Source organism: Rhizobium sp. PRIMUS64 (assembly GCF_023006465.1).
Classification (GTDB): domain Bacteria; phylum Pseudomonadota; class Alphaproteobacteria; order Rhizobiales; family Rhizobiaceae; genus Rhizobium; species Rhizobium leguminosarum.
In genome coordinates, this window is sequence record NZ_JALBGX010000155.1 from 1 (window position 1) to 14,607 (window position 14,607).

A 14,607-nucleotide genomic window follows, 5' to 3' on the forward strand; every position below is an offset into this window, starting at 1 on the left:
GGCAGCGACTGCCGCAGCGGCGGCTGCAGGCGCGGCATAACCAGGTGCTGCGATCGGCGCCTGAACATATTGCGGCGTGCCGGCGCGCGAAACCCGGATACGCAGGTCGTCCTGCTCGACCTCGATCTCCGTCAGATCCGTTTCGTTGAGAATATTGGCGAGATCGCGGATCAGTGCCTGGTCGATACCCGATTTCTTTTCAGCCATGGTGTTGCCCTGTCTTCTTCTTATGCCGTGATGTTCTTCAGCGCGTGGAGCGCCAGGATGTAGCTGTGAGGCCCGAAGCCACAGATCACGCCTTTGCATGCCGGCGCGATCATCGACTTGTGGCGGAATTCTTCCCGTGCATGCACGTTGGATATGTGGAGCTCGACGACGGGAACTGATATAGCGCGGATCGCATCATGCAGCGCGACCGATGTATGCGTATAGGCGCCTGCATTGATGGCAACGCCGACGGCCTTTTCGTCGGCCTCATGGAACCAGTCGACGAGCGTGCCTTCGTGGTTGCTCTGGCGAAAGTCGATATCGAGGCCGAGTTCGCGGCCTGCGGCCTTGCAGTCTGCCTCGATGTCCTTGAGCGTCTTGCCGCCATAAATGCCGGGCTCTCGTTTACCCAGCATGTTCAGGTTGGGGCCGTTCAGGACAAAAATCGTTTGCGTCATCGAATGTTCCGTAAAATGTACGACGGCAACCTATAGACTCCGCGAAGGCCGATTGAAAGCCCTTACGGATTGGCCAGCAGGAATCGCGCCACATTTGTCCACATGGTTGAAACGCTTCGATTTTGGCGTTTTGATGGGCGGCCGGGAGCTCAAGCATGTCGCGCAAAAGTGTGCAGCGGTTTTGCGACAACGACATGCGCAAACATAAATATCTAAAGCGCGAGGGGCGCAAACTGAAAGATTGCGACGCGCTTTGGTTTGCTCAGCAGGCGGTCTTGCCGCAGCTGCGCATGTTCTTGACCTTGGCTTCGAGATCGTCGAGCCCGACGGCGCCTGGCACCAGTTCGTTGCCGATCACATAGGACGGCGTGCCGCTGATGCCGAGACTGGAAGCGAGCTGGTAGGTCGCCTGGACGATTCCGTCATTCGGGCTCTTTGCCATCTCCGCGCGGATCTTGTCCTCGCTGACGCCGAGCGAAGTAGCGACAGCGATCGCTGTTTCGTCCGAGGCGCGGCCTTCGGTGCCGAGAAGGGCGACGTGGAAATCGGCATATTTCTCCGGTGCCAGCTTGCGGAAGGCGTCGGCCACCTTGTGGGCGGCGACCGAATCAGGCCCGAGGATCGGGAATTCCTTGAGGACGAAACGGACGTTCTTGTCCTTTTTCAACATGGCCTGCATGTCGGGAAGCGCATGACGGCAGTAGCTGCAATTGTAATCGAAGAATTCGACGACAGTGACATCGCCCTTGGGATTGCCGAGCGTGACGTCGTTCTTCGACTCGAAGATGTCGGTGGTGTTCTCTTCGATCGCCATATTGGCCTTCACCAGGCGCTGGGCTTCCTGCTTCTTCTGCAGCGCATCCTGGACTTCCAGCATGATCTCGGGATTCTCGATCAGGTATTGCTTGATGAATTCGCCGAACTCCTTCTTCTGCTGGTCGTCGAGCGCTGCCGCCGGAAGCGGAAGGGCGATCGATGCGGCCAGCGCCAGTGCGGTGAAGGTTTTCGAGAAGAAGGCCATGATATCCTCGTCATCGGCAATGTGGTCGTCTTGGTCAAGAAGACCGTCGCCGGGTTATGGACTTGAATGCGTCGCGTCAAGGTACGGTGCGTTCGGTTCTGCTCAAACAGGAATTTTCACCCCCGCGCGACCCTCGCGGGATTGTGATGAGCCGATTAATGCGGCAATTGTCTGGCCGTCATTGAAGAAGCTGAGCGAGAAACGATCTTGTTTTCCATATCCAAACGCAGCGAAGTCGAGCCTTTTCACGCCATGGACGTCTTGGCGGAGGCGACGAAGCGGCGTGCGGCCGGCCATCCCGTGATCTCGATGGCGGTCGGTCAGCCCTCGCATCCGGCACCTCAAGCGGCACTCGAAGCGGCGCGCACAGCCCTTACCGAAGGCCGGATCGGTTATACCGATGCGCTGGGAACGGCGCGGCTGAAATCGGCGCTCGCCTGGCACTACAAGGATCGCCACGGCCTGGAGATCGATCCCACGCGCATCGCCATCACCACCGGCTCCTCGGCAGGTTTCAATCTCGCCTTCCTGTCACTCTTCGATGCCGGCGATGCGGTGGCGATCGCAAGACCTGGTTATCCCGCCTATCGCAATATTCTCGGCGCGCTGGGCCTGAAGGTTCTCGAAGTGCCGGTAACGGCCGAGACCCAGTTCACCCTGACGCCGCAAAGCCTCGAGGCCGCACAGAAGGAAAGCGGCATGACGCTGAAGGGCGTGCTGCTCGCAAGTCCCGCCAACCCGACCGGCACCGTGACCGGCCGCGATGGGCTGCAGGCGCTTGCAGATTATTGCGCGGCCCATTCCATCGCCTTCATCTCCGATGAAATCTACCACGGGCTGACCTTCGCCGGCGAGGAGACGAGCGCGCTGGAACTGACCGACGAGGCGATCGTCATCAACTCCTTCTCCAAATATTATTGCATGACCGGTTGGCGAATCGGCTGGATGGTGCTGCCGGCACGCCTGGTGCGGCCGATCGAGCGGGTGGCGCAGAGCCTCTACATCTCCCCGCCGGAGCTCTCCCAGATCGCCGCCACGGCCGCACTGAGCGCTGGCGCGGAGCTCGATCGTTATAAGGCGAGCTATGCCACCAACCGCGACTTGCTGATGCGGCGACTGCCGCAGATCGGGTTTTCGATTGCGTCGCCGATGGACGGTGCGTTCTACGCCTATCTCGACGTCACCCGCTTCACCAATGACAGCATGGGCTTTGCCAAACGCATGCTCGCGGAAATCGACGTCGCCGCGACGCCCGGTCTGGATTTCGATCCGCTGGAGGGAAATCGAACCCTGCGTCTGTCCTATGCGGGCTCGCAAGCTGAGATCGCCGAGGCGGTGGAGCGAATCGCAGCCTGGTTGAAGTAGCGTCCGCTGCCCGGCAAGCGGCAGTGCGCTCTCCAATCCTCAGCTGCGTCGCGAAAACAGCGAAGCAAAAGTCGAAGACGGTTTGTTGTTCAGCCGCGGCACCACCACGAGCTGCTTGATGTCACCGCGCTTGTAGGCGGCGAGGAAACGGCGGTAATCCTTGAAGGAGACGCAGCCGTTGGAATCGCCGTTCTTGCCGAGCATGTAGGTATGGGCGAGAAGGCCGACACGGTCATAAATGGCGTCCGAACCCTCGACCGGCGTCAACCGCAGCGCCTCGACACCATGGAAAAGGCTCTCGCGCATGGTGAGGACATAGGTGTGTGGCGGCGTCGGTCCGCGCATCTTCTTGTTCACGAAACGCGGGTTGTCACGCATCTTGCCGAGCCCGGAATGGGCCTCAAGCCGTTCGCCGTTCGGCAGGTAGACGGTGCTGTTTTCGATATCGTAGATCGCCACGCCTGCGCGCAGCTTCGGCGAGAAGACCGGCTTGTCGTAGCGCGGCACTGCGTCGTCCTCGTCATCCTCGATCGGCGAGTTCGGCTGGGCATAGGCAAGCGCTGGCTCACCAGAACGCTGCGAGCCCTTGGAGGCCAGTGCCGGTTTGCCGATGAGGCCATCAGGACGTGCCATCGGCAGCGGCACGGAACCTTCGTCCGGCGCCAGCACGAGATCGAAGGGTGGCGCGTCATCTGCGGCGGCAACGACCACCGGTGCAGGTTCCGATGCGGGAATGGAGGCCGTTCTGACAGGAGGTGTGGTTGGCTCGACCGGAGCCGGCGCGATTTGCCGGGATCCGGCATCGGCAAGCGCAAGCAGGGCCGGGAGTTCAACTGCGGCGACGGCCTCCTTCGAGGGAACGATGATCCGGTCGCCGTCGTCTTCTTCCGTCTCTGCCGAGGCGAGTTCGACCGGCGGCGGCGCGATCACATCGTCCTTGCGGAATTTGACGCTATCGGAAATCGCGGCCACGACCGGCTGCTCGACAGCCATGGCGAGCCGATTGTTTTTGGCGAGAACCGCGAGCGCCGTTGCAGCGGCGGCGGTCTTTTCGGCATGGGATTGAATGAGGCTCGCCGTCAGCGGTACCTTCGGCTTCGCATCGAAGGCAGCCAGCCGATCGGCCTTGCCGACATGGATCAGCCGCTCATGGTGCGGTGACGGAGCAACCTTCGGCGCAGTGCCGACCTGTGCCAGTCGATCGGACGGAGAATAGGGAGCGGCTATCGAGTGCATCGTCGCGAAGGTCGCGATCAGCCATGTGGAGGTCAGAAATCCGGCGCCGACAACACCGTAAAAGAAACCGCGAGATCTGCGCCAACGGAAAGCAGATCCGCCAAGAAGGGTGACGTCATCGAACGTCCCGACCGCACACGCCATACTACACTCGTCTTTCAAACTCGCTACGCAGGCCGGCGGCACTGACTGACTTAACTTCGCCGGGGCCGGTACAGGCGCAAATGGGCCGAATTTAGACCACCCACGACGTCCGACTGTCTCGCAAGGATGACGAATTATGGTTTCTAATTTGTTTACGCGGCGTTGCAGTTTTTCACGGCGTCTCAAAAAGAGATGCGTTGGGCGTCTCAGGCGCGCTCCATCACATAACTTCCCGGCGCTTCCTCGATCGCGTTCAACGCATCGCCGCCGGGTTTGCGGGCAGGCACGCGTCTGCCATCATGCGTCTCGATCCAGGCCTGCCAATGCGGCCACCATGACCCCGGGGTCTCCGTCGCCTGGTCGAGCCAAGTCTCGTAGTCTCCCTTGGCGGGGCCGCCCGTCCAGAATTGATACTTCTTCCTGTCGGGCGGATTGACGACGCCGGCGATATGTCCCGAGCCGGTCACGACGAATTCCACCTTGCCGCCGAAGAACCGGCTGCCGAGGAAGACGGACTTGGCAGGTGCGATGTGATCCTCGCGGGTGGCGAGATTATAGATCGGGATCTTCACGTCCTTCAGCGACACGGGCTTGCCATCGAGGATCATCTCGTTCTGCGTCAGCGCATTATTGAGGTAGCAATTGCGCAGATAGAAGGCATGGTTTGCCGCCGCCATGCGGGTCGAATCGGCGTTCCAGAACAAGAGGTCGAAGGGCAGGGGATCCTGGCCCTTGAGGTAGTTGTTGACGAAGTAAGGCCAGATCAGTTCCGAGGCGCGCAGCATGTTGAAGGCCATCGACATCTTCGTGCCGTCGAGATAGCCGGCCGCCTGCATATGCTCTTCGAGCGATTCAAGCTGCTCCTCGTCGACAAAGACCTTGAGGTCGCCGGCATGGGTGAAATCGACCTGGGTGGTGAAGAGTGTCGCGGTCTTGATGCGCTTGTTCTTCTCCTTGGCATGCAGCGCCAGTGTCGCGGCCAGCAGCGTGCCGCCGACGCAGTAGCCGACGGCGTTGACGTCCTTCTCGCCGGTTGCCTTCTCGATCGTTGCGAGCGCGAAATCGATGCCTTCGCGGGCATAAGCCGTCCAGTCCTTCTCGGCGTGGCGCGCATCCGGGTTGACCCAGGAAATGACGAAAACCGTCTGACCCTGGTCAACGCACCATTTGATGAAGGATTTTTGCGGGTTGAGGTCGAGAATATAGAACTTGTTGATCCAGGGCGGGCAGATCAGCAGCGGTCGCTTCAGCACGGTTTCGGTCGAAGCCTCGTACTGGATGATCTGGCAGATGTCGTTCTGGGCGATCACCTTGCCTGGCGTCAGCGCCATATCGCGGCCGACGGTGAATTTCGTCATGTCGGTCTGGCGAAGACGAAGGTCGCCATGTCCGGCAGCGATATCCTCGGCCAGCATCTTCATCCCGCGCACCAGATTGGCGCCGCTGGTCGCGATCGTCTCGCGGTAGAGCTGCGGATTGGTGGCGATGAAGTTGGTCGGCGAAAGCGCTGCGGTGATCTGCTTCACGTAGAAGCCGGCCTTGTGCTTGGTGTGCTCGTCGAGGCCATCGGTCTCCGAGACCATCTTTTCCACCCAGTCGGTCGTGACGAAATAGACCTGGCGGAGAAAATCGAAGAACGGATTCTTCTGCCAGTCCTCGTCCGAGAAGCGCTTGTCCTTGCGGGTGTCCGGCTCGGGAGGCGTGGGATCGCCCTGCATTCGTTGCATCGAGCGCATCCAGATGCCGAAGAACGAGGACATCAGCTGTGTCTGTGCCTCAAAAGTGCGGCGCGGATCGGAAATCCAGTATTCGGTGACCTTGGAAAGCGTCTTGACCATGTCGGTCATCGGATCGACGGTGCTTTCGGTGATCTCGCCGCGTTCGCGCGGCGCAAGCCAGGCAGACGCTGCTTGTCCGAGATTTTCGAGCGCCCGAGCGAAATTCATCGCCATGGCCTCAGGATCCTTCAACAGATAGGGATCGAGATCGGTCGCGTCGAAGCCGGCCTTGCCGCCATTCTCCTGCTTGCTGTCGGTCACCATTTCCTCCGGCGGCAGCACCACTCTTTTTATCCGTTCGTTGTACATCGTGATTGAACGAGAAAACAAGTTCCACCCGCATCGGCTCATGCTATTGCTTTGTGGCTGCGACAAATTTAACAGTCGAAGCAGTCAGAACTGGATTTTGAGGCATGACGAAGAACGGCATTCGGCGCATCGCAACCTTCAACCGCACCGCACTGATCTGCGCCGCGGCGGCGATGGCCCTTGCCGGATGCAATCTGACGGCGGAACAAAAGGCCGCTGCCGCTGCCAAGCGAGCGGCGCCGACCGCCGTCGTCATGCCGGCCACCAAGGGCGAGGCGGTCGAAGGTGGCCTTGCGAAGTCACCGGACGGCTATCCGAATTTCGGCGCGCCGCTGACGGCCGCCAACGTCCAGATGAGCGACGAGCAGGCTGCCGAACTGCAGCATCAGCTGACGGCACTTGCCGCTCGGCGCAAGGCCGGCACAATCTCGGAGGCCGAATATCAGGCCAAGGTCGCTGAAATGCGGCGTCTCGCCGCCGAGCACGGCACTGATACGCTCTCCGAAATCTCCAAATAGACCTTGCCTTTCAGGCAATTTGGACGCAAAGCCTTCCGGATGGATCGGAAGATATAATTTTCCCGATAAAGCGCGTTACGCGGCCTTTCCGTCAAAGATTTGCCGCGTCGCTTGGGTCTGATGAATACGGCGTTGCGATTCTGAAGTTCGTGTCGCAGCCGCCGGGAGACGGAACGAACTTCGACAGCGGCCCGAAATGCCGCCTTTCCATGGGGAATGAGATGGAAGAGTTTCACAAAGTCCGGCGTTTGCCGCCTTATGTTTTCGAACAGGTCAACCGTTTGAAAGCAAGCGCGCGAGCGGGCGGCGCCGATATCATCGATCTCGGCATGGGAAACCCCGACCTTCCCACTCCCCAGTCGATCGTCGACAAGCTGTGCGAGGTCGTGCAGGATCCGCGCACGCACCGTTATTCCTCTTCCAAGGGCATTCCGGGCCTGCGTCGCGCCCAGGCCGCATATTATGCCCGCCGTTTCGGCGTCAAGCTCAACCCGGATACGCAGGTGGTCGCCACCTTGGGCTCCAAGGAAGGCTTCGCCAACATGGCGCAGGCAATCACCGCGCCTGGCGACGTGATCCTCTGCCCGAACCCCACCTATCCGATCCACGCCTTCGGCTTCCTGATGGCGGGCGGCGTGATCCGTTCCATGTCGGTGGAGCCGGATGCGAGCTTCTTCGAGCCGCTCGAACGCGCGGTCCGGCATTCGATTCCGAAGCCCTTAGCGTTGATCCTCAACTACCCCTCGAACCCGACGGCCTTTGTCGCGACGCTCGATTTCTACAAGGACGTCATCGCCTTTGCGAAAAAGCATGACATCATCGTGCTCTCCGACCTTGCCTATTCGGAAATCTACTTCGACGGCGCTCCGCCGCCGTCGGTTCTCGAAGTGCCGGGCGCAATGGACGTGACTGTCGAGTTCACCTCGATGTCGAAGACCTTCTCCATGCCCGGCTGGCGCATGGGCTTTGCCGTCGGCAACGAGCGGCTGATCGCGGCGCTTACCCGCGTCAAGTCCTATCTCGACTACGGCGCCTTCACGCCGATCCAGGTGGCGGCGACGCACGCACTGAACGGCGACGGCTCCGACATTGCGGAAGTCCGCAACGTCTATAAGCGCCGTCGCGACGTCATGGTCGAAAGCTTCGGCAAGGCCGGGTTCGACGTGCCGCCGCCGGCTGCCACCATGTTTGCCTGGGCGAAGATCCCCGAAAAGTTCCGTCACCTCGGTTCGCTGGAATTCTCCAAGCTGCTGGTCGAGAAGGCCGACGTCGCCGTTGCCCCGGGCATCGGCTTCGGCGAAATGGGCGACGACTACGTTCGTCTGGCACTTGTGGAGAACGAACACCGTATCCGCCAGGCAGCGCGCAACATCAAGAAGTTCATGTCGACGGCTGACGAGACAATGCACAACGTCATCTCACTGAACGCACACCGCTAATCCAACCGTTGGGCAGCCGCGTCATGCGGCTGCCGCCACACAGACATTTCAGGATCGATCCATGGCAGATGCCCTCAAAATCGGCATTGCGGGCTTGGGCACCGTTGGCGCCTCGCTTGTCCGCATCATTCAGCAGAAAAGCAACGAGCTTGCCGTCACCTGCGGACGTCCGATCACCATCACGGCGGTCTCCGCGCGTGACAAGGCGAGGGACCGCGGCATCGATCTTTCCACTGTTACCTGGTTCGACCGGCCGGAAGAGCTTGCCGAAAAGGGCGATATCGACGTCTTCGTCGAGCTGATGGGCGGCGCCGAAGGAGCTGCCAACATCTCTGTACGCGCCGCACTCCAGCGTGGTCTCCATGTGGTGACAGCCAACAAGGCGCTGCTTGCCTATCACGGCGTCGAGCTTGCGACGATCGCCGAGGAGAAGGGGTCGCTGCTGAACTTCGAGGCGGCGGTCGCCGGCGGCATCCCGGTCATCAAGGCGCTGCGTGAATCGCTGACGGGCAATTCCGTCTCGCGCATCTATGGCATCATGAACGGCACCTGCAATTACATCCTGACCAAGATGGAGAAGGAGGGACTTTCCTTCGCCGAATGCCTCAAGGAAGCGCAGCGGCTGGGTTATGCCGAGGCTGATCCGGCCTTCGATATCGAGGGCAATGATACGGCCCATAAGCTTTCCATCCTGACGACGCTCGCCTTCGGCAATCAGATCGCAGCCGACGACATCTATCTCGAAGGCATCACCAACATTTCGATCGAGGATATCCACGCCGCTGCCGAGCTCGGTTATCGCATCAAGCTGCTGGGCGTTGCCCAGCGCACCGATACCGGCATCGAGCAGCGCGTCCATCCCACCATGGTGCCGGTCGATTCGGTCATCGCCCAGGTCGACGGCGTCACCAATGCGGTGGCGATCGAATCCGACGTGCTCGGCGAACTGCTGATGGTCGGCCCCGGCGCCGGCGGCAATGCCACGGCCTCGTCGGTGCTCGGCGATATCGCCGATATCGCCAAGAGCCAGCCGGGTGCCCAGCGCGTGCCGGTGCTCGGCCATCCGGCAACGACGCTTGAACCCTACCGCAAGGCGCAGATGCAGAGCCACGAGGGCGGCTACTTCATCCGGCTGACCGTGCTCGACCGCACCGGCGTCTTTGCCAGCGTCGCAACCCGCATGGCGGAAAACAACATCTCGCTGGAATCGATCGTTCAGCGCTCCAAACAACATCTGGCGCCATCGCACCACCAGACGATCATTCTCGTCACCCACGCAACGATGGAAGAATCGGTGCGCAGGGCGGTCGCCTCGATCAAGTCGGAAGGTTATCTCTTCGGCGAGCCGCAGGTCATTCGCATCGAACGGCCGAAAGAGGAAGGCTGAGCCTTTTTCCCGTCCCGGAGGACCGTTAAGCCGCCCTGTCTCTGCAGGGCGATTTTTCTGTCATTTGTTCAACCTTCCCTAGCGGAAGTCTATATTAACAGATACCGAAATATTGATATAACTAAACCTAAGATGGTGAGTCGTCTGGGTGGAGAATTTCATGAGCAAGGACAGCCACGCCGGGAAAGGGTATGGCTACCCGAGCGACGTGCCGCCGAACCATCCTGATAAGCCTGAGGAAATCCCCAAGCCGGCCTACAGTGAAATTCCTCAGGAGGTCTCTGAGGAGGCTGATGGCGAAGAAAACACGGAAGGCCGCAACTGGGCCATTCTGCTGACGCTATTTTCCGTCATGCTGGTGCAACTGGCCGGCATCGCCCTGATCGTCTGGGCGGTATTCTGAACCGTGTCGCGATCTTTCAGATTCGCTCGCGCTTTACGGGCTTAATTTCTACGCATGTCGTTATCGCAAAACCGCTGCACGCTTTTGCGCGACATGCTTTGGTAAAAACCCGTGTCTGCAAATCCATCGCTATGTTATCTCCGCTGCTCCTGTAGAAAGAGCAGATGAAGTCAGCGGAGTGTGGCATGGCAGATCTCGTCGATCCGGTACAGCGCGCGTTTCTCGGTGTGGAGAAATCCGCGCTCGACAATCGCTGGGTGGCGCGGCTCGACCAGGCAGGGCAGAACCGCGCACTGGCCATGTCGCAGATCCATGGATTGCCGGATCTGATCGCCCGGGTGCTGGCCGGGCGCGGCGTGACGGTAGACGAGGCGATCGAATTCCTCGATCCGACGATCCGCAGCCTGATGCCCGATCCTCATAAGCTGACCGATTGCGAAAAGGCGGCGATCCGCCTGGTGAGTGCCATCGAGCGCGGCGAGAGCGTCGCGATCTTCGGCGACTACGATGTCGACGGCGCGGCCTCCTCGGCGCTGATGTACCGTTTTCTCAGCCATTTCGGCGTCAGGGCGACCATCTATATTCCCGATCGCGTCTTCGAAGGATACGGCCCCAATCCGGCGGCGATCAATCAGTTGATCGACAATGGCGCCCAGCTAATCGTCACCGTCGATTGCGGCTCCACCAGTCACGAGGCGCTGGCCGCCGCTGCTGCGCGCAATATCGATGTCGTCGTCATCGATCACCATCAGGTGACACATGAGCTGCCGCCCTGTCATGCCCTCGTCAACCCGAACCGTGAGGACGATCTCTCGGGGCAGGGGCATCTCTGCGCGGCCGGCGTTGTCTTCATGGTCCTGGTCGCAACGCTGAGGCTGCTGCGCGCGGCCGGCAACAAGCGGATCCTGGCGATCGACCTGCTGCAATGGCTGGATATCGTCGCACTTGCGACGGTCTGCGATGTCGTGCCGCTGAAGGGCCTCAACCGCGCTTATGTGGTGAAGGGGCTGGTCGCCGCCCGGCACCAGAGCAATGCCGGGCTTGCCGCACTCTTCCGTAAGGCGGGGCTTGCAGGCCCGGTGACACCCTATCATTTCGGCTTCCTGATCGGCCCGCGCATCAATGCCGGCGGGCGGATCGGCGATGCAGCACTCGGAAGCCGCCTGCTGACGCTCGACGACGCCGGCGAGGCAGAGGTGATCGCGCAGCGCCTCGACGAGCTCAACCGCGAACGCCAGGCGATGGAGGCCGTCATGCTGCAGGAGGCGGAGGCCGAGGCGCTCGCCGAATATGGCGACGGCGAGGGCGCTTCCGTCATCGTCACTGCCCATGAGAAATGGCATCCCGGCATCGTCGGCCTGATCGCGGCACGGCTGAAGGAGAAGTTCAAACGGCCCGCCTTCGCAATCGCCTTCGATCCCTCCGGCCGCGGCACCGGCTCGGGCCGCTCCATCAACGGCTTCGATATGGGCAGGATGGTGCGAGCTGCGGTCGACGAGGGGATCCTCGTCAAGGGCGGCGGCCACGCCATGGCCGCCGGGCTGACGGTCGAGCGCGCCAATCTCGGCAGGCTGAGGAGCTTCTTCACGGAGAAAGCCACAAAGACAGTGGCCAGCCTTGTCGCCAACGAGACACTGAAGATCGACGGCGCGATCGGTGCAAGCGGCGCCACGCTCGAACTCATCGACCGCTTGGAGGCCGCTGGCCCCTATGGCTCCGGCCACGCCCAGCCGCTCTTTGCCGTGCCGGCGCATCGGGTGCGCGACGCGCGCCTGGTCGGCGAGAAACACGTGAAGGTGACCCTGGAGGCAATGGACGGATCGCGGCTCGATGGCATCGCCTTCCGCGCCGCCGATACGGCGCTCGGCAATCTTCTCATCAATTCACGCGGCGCCAGCCTTCATGTCGCGGGTTCGCTCAGTGCCGAGCATTATCAGGGTGCGCGCCGCATCCAGCTGCGCGTCTGCGACGCAGCTCCGGCGCGGTAATCTGCCATTCGGAAGAGAGTCTCGTCAGGTACAACCGGCGGTCATGACGCTCATCAGCATGTCCGCTTGCGACCGGCTCTCCATGGCAGCAAAGCCCTTCGCGGCGATGGAATCACGCTCGGCGGTATCTGCGATCAGCTTGTGGCAGCGCTCGATCATCTTGTCATAGGGCTCGACCGCCAGGCCGCCGCTGAAGGGCTGGAGATCCGGGTCGCGGATATCGCCTTCGGTCAACACGCAGACGCGATTGGCGAGCAGATAGGAAATGCGCACGATCTCGAAAACGCCGCTCGCATAATGATGAATGTTGATGACGATCTTGGAACGGGCAATCGCCGCATCGCGTTCCGCGCCATAGATGTTGAAGAGGTGCGCGACCTTAAGCCCGCCTTGCTCCAGTGTCTTCAGGATATGGTGGCGGCGTTCGTTCATCGAGCCGTAGAAGAGCACGTCGATATCTTTGACGGGGGCGTGTTTTATCTGGCTGAGGCAGCGGCTATAGCCGATTTCGAGCACGCCAGCATGATCAATGCCCTTGGCGGCGAGATTTTCCCGGTTGCGCGGGCTGTAGTCGAGAACCGGAAGTGACTTCAGGATCGAGGTGTAGCGCGAATTGATCCAGATGCTTTCTTCGGACACCTGCTCAAGATTGATGACGACGCTGTCCTTCGGCAGATGGCTGACGATTTCGGTGGGGAGAAGGTTGCCGCCATAGATGATCGGCGCACGGCCGGCGAATGCGTTCATGTCGCGGACGATCGGTGCCGAGCCGCCGAGTTCCTCGAAGGCGCCCCGGAGGCCGAGCGCGACTTCGTCGAAGGCGTGGCTGTGATTGTAGTTGGCGGGCGTCACGATCCAGATGCAATGACGGTCCTTATGTGCCTGCCATCCGCGGGCAAAGGGCTGCAACGGGTTGCGGAGCGGCTGCACGATCTTCGGCGCGGCTGGTATTGCGGGTCTTTCCGTCCGAGCCGGCTGCTGCGGCACGGGAGAGGCGCCTGAAGCCTGCGGAGCATAGGCGCGCATCAATTCGCGGCGGCCGATGAATTGGCCGCGCGGCATCCAGGCGGGCGGATCATCACCCCCCCAGATCAGATGCGGCTGCTTGATGAGTGGCTGGCGGCCTTCCTGCCACGAGGTCAGGAGAGCCTGGTCACGGCTCTGCAGAAAGGCTTCCTTGGCTGCGAAGAGACCATGCAGCATACGGCCGAGGCGGACACCGAACTTCCATTCGAAATCGGCAACGGTCGGTACGAAGGCGGCGATCTTCATTCCGGAGGTGGCAGCCTGCTGGACATAGAGGCCGAGCAGACGCTCGATCACGAAGGGCCGCATCTTCGCGTTGGCATCGCGTGAATAGTGAGCCACACCGGCATAGGCGGTCCCCGCCGGCGAGCCGGCGAGCGCTTCGCTTTCCAGCGATTCGAGAATGCGTTCGCAAAAAGCGAAATACCCGGACCAGAATTTCCGGTTGCCGCAGAAATAGTTGCAGAACATGAAGGCCGTCTTGTCCTGCGGCGGCGCGATCGGATGACCGAGCTCCTGAATATGCAGGAAGATCGGGTCCATACCGGGATGACCGCCAAGCAGCGAATGTTCCCAAACGTTGCTGTAGATCGCCGCGTGGCCGATCAGCGGATTGTAAAGATAGGCGTCCGCACCTTCCGCCCTGGCCTTTTCCGCCTCCGTGACGAAGGACGGGAAGCTCGTCACCGACTTCATCTCGAATTTGCTGGAGAGCAGCCCCCAGAACACGTCGTCGCCGAGGCCGATCGCCTCGTGATGCTGATGCAGGATGTGGAAGAGCTCATATTCGCGGGTCGTAGCCTGCGTATTGAACGAAATGTCGAGCGGCACGGCAGCCGCATCCAGCTGGCTGCGCTGCGAAGGATCGAGATAGGGCTGATAGACAATGACAGACCCTGTGCTGGCAGCTTTCTCCGTGAGAAGTGCCAGATCAGGAAGACCGGACGGCAGAGCGGCAATGGGCTGATTGATCGTCAATGAATCGTCCTTCGTGAATTGCCGCCGTCTCCATGATTCACGAAACGGCATTCGGGCTGGTTTGGGTGCCGACTATTGGACGTGAAGCTTGCGCCACACTGTTGGCAGGAATTTCGCTAGAACAGGATGTCGTCCGAAAACCGCTGACACTTTTCGGCATCATGTTCTGGTCAGCCTGGGAACAGGTTAGGCCGTGATGTTCGTACCAGGCCCATTGCGCGATAATGCCCAACCTCCTGGACGGCGTCATGAAAAACGAAAAGATCTATGTAACGAAGCCCAGCCTGCCGCCGCTCGAAGAATTCATTCCGTCGCTGGAAGCAATCTGGAACAATCGCGTCCTGACCAAT

At 60.8% G+C, this 14,607-nt stretch carries 11 protein-coding genes and 1 pseudogene; 6 read left to right on the top strand and 6 right to left on the bottom strand.

The window, feature by feature from the left end:
- The 3 genes and pseudogenes from MOV76_RS34000 to MOV76_RS34010 all read right to left on the bottom strand — a co-directional run.
- Positions 1-207, bottom strand: a pseudogene (locus MOV76_RS34000) (acetyl-CoA carboxylase biotin carboxyl carrier protein); the annotation flags it as partial.
- 20 nt (positions 208-227) lie between these two features.
- Positions 228-665, bottom strand: a complete 438-nt coding sequence (aroQ, locus tag MOV76_RS34005) for a type II 3-dehydroquinate dehydratase (protein WP_018241837.1) — start codon at positions 663-665, stop codon at positions 228-230.
- A 262-nt stretch (positions 666-927) separates the two neighbouring features.
- Complete coding sequence (locus MOV76_RS34010; protein WP_028732029.1) at positions 928-1,686, bottom strand: DsbA family protein; 759 nt, start codon at positions 1,684-1,686, stop codon at positions 928-930.
- A 207-nt stretch (positions 1,687-1,893) separates the two neighbouring features.
- Here MOV76_RS34010 and MOV76_RS34015 point away from each other — a divergent pair, with 207 nt between their 5' ends.
- Positions 1,894-3,051 carry a pyridoxal phosphate-dependent aminotransferase gene (locus tag MOV76_RS34015; protein ID WP_247266172.1) on the top strand — a complete coding sequence of 386 codons (1,158 nt, stop codon included), beginning with the start codon at positions 1,894-1,896 and terminating at the stop codon, positions 3,049-3,051.
- 39 nt (positions 3,052-3,090) lie between these two features.
- On the opposite strand, the gene MOV76_RS34020 is transcribed toward MOV76_RS34015, so the two are convergent.
- Together MOV76_RS34020 and MOV76_RS34025 are read right to left on the bottom strand one after the other, a co-directional pair.
- Complete coding sequence (locus MOV76_RS34020) at positions 3,091-4,431, bottom strand: DUF2778 domain-containing protein (protein WP_113541817.1); 1,341 nt, start codon at positions 4,429-4,431, stop codon at positions 3,091-3,093.
- Between the two features lie 206 nt (positions 4,432-4,637).
- On the bottom strand, positions 4,638-6,473 hold the full coding sequence (locus MOV76_RS34025) for an alpha/beta hydrolase (protein WP_247266174.1): 1,836 nt from the start codon (positions 6,471-6,473) through the stop codon (positions 4,638-4,640).
- A gap of 149 nt (positions 6,474-6,622) precedes the next feature.
- Between MOV76_RS34025 and MOV76_RS34030 the strand changes: the two genes are divergently transcribed.
- The 5 genes from MOV76_RS34030 to recJ all read left to right on the top strand — a co-directional run bounded on the left by MOV76_RS34030 (position 6,623) and on the right by recJ (position 12,253).
- Positions 6,623-7,036, top strand: coding sequence for a hypothetical protein (locus MOV76_RS34030; RefSeq protein WP_027684875.1), 414 nt, complete (start codon positions 6,623-6,625; stop codon positions 7,034-7,036).
- 221 nt (positions 7,037-7,257) lie between these two features.
- Positions 7,258-8,475, top strand: a complete 1,218-nt coding sequence (locus MOV76_RS34035; RefSeq protein ID WP_018445590.1) for an LL-diaminopimelate aminotransferase — start codon at positions 7,258-7,260, stop codon at positions 8,473-8,475.
- 61 nt (positions 8,476-8,536) lie between these two features.
- Positions 8,537-9,862, top strand: a complete 1,326-nt coding sequence (locus MOV76_RS34040) for a homoserine dehydrogenase (RefSeq protein WP_115157606.1) — start codon at positions 8,537-8,539, stop codon at positions 9,860-9,862.
- Positions 9,863-10,022: 160 nt separating this feature from the next.
- Positions 10,023-10,265 carry a hypothetical protein gene (locus MOV76_RS34045; RefSeq protein WP_193443343.1) on the top strand — a complete coding sequence of 81 codons (243 nt, stop codon included), beginning with the start codon at positions 10,023-10,025 and terminating at the stop codon, positions 10,263-10,265.
- A gap of 185 nt (positions 10,266-10,450) precedes the next feature.
- The gene (gene recJ, locus MOV76_RS34050) at positions 10,451-12,253 is read left to right on the top strand and encodes a single-stranded-DNA-specific exonuclease RecJ (RefSeq protein WP_018241846.1); all 1,803 of its coding nucleotides are present in this window, start codon (positions 10,451-10,453) and stop codon (positions 12,251-12,253) included.
- A 24-nt stretch (positions 12,254-12,277) separates the two neighbouring features.
- Here the strand turns inward: recJ and MOV76_RS34055 are convergent, their stop codons facing one another.
- Positions 12,278-14,257, bottom strand: a complete 1,980-nt coding sequence (locus tag MOV76_RS34055) for a glycosyltransferase family 1 protein (protein WP_247266173.1) — start codon at positions 14,255-14,257, stop codon at positions 12,278-12,280.
- Positions 14,258-14,607 lie beyond the last annotated feature (350 nt).

Coding starts and splice junctions, on each gene's coding strand:
- MOV76_RS34020 (WP_113541817.1), bottom strand. CDS start 4,431: ATGGCGTGTGCGGTCGGGACGTTCGATGACGTCACCCTTCTTGGCGGA.
- MOV76_RS34010 (WP_028732029.1), bottom strand. CDS start 1,686: ATGGCCTTCTTCTCGAAAACCTTCACCGCACTGGCGCTGGCCGCATCG.
- recJ (WP_018241846.1), top strand. CDS start 10,451: ATGGCAGATCTCGTCGATCCGGTACAGCGCGCGTTTCTCGGTGTGGAG.
- MOV76_RS34035 (WP_018445590.1), top strand. CDS start 7,258: ATGGAAGAGTTTCACAAAGTCCGGCGTTTGCCGCCTTATGTTTTCGAA.
- MOV76_RS34045 (WP_193443343.1), top strand. CDS start 10,023: ATGAGCAAGGACAGCCACGCCGGGAAAGGGTATGGCTACCCGAGCGAC.
- MOV76_RS34040 (WP_115157606.1), top strand. CDS start 8,537: ATGGCAGATGCCCTCAAAATCGGCATTGCGGGCTTGGGCACCGTTGGC.
- MOV76_RS34025 (WP_247266174.1), bottom strand. CDS start 6,473: ATGGTGACCGACAGCAAGCAGGAGAATGGCGGCAAGGCCGGCTTCGAC.
- aroQ (WP_018241837.1), bottom strand. CDS start 665: ATGACGCAAACGATTTTTGTCCTGAACGGCCCCAACCTGAACATGCTG.
- MOV76_RS34030 (WP_027684875.1), top strand. CDS start 6,623: ATGACGAAGAACGGCATTCGGCGCATCGCAACCTTCAACCGCACCGCA.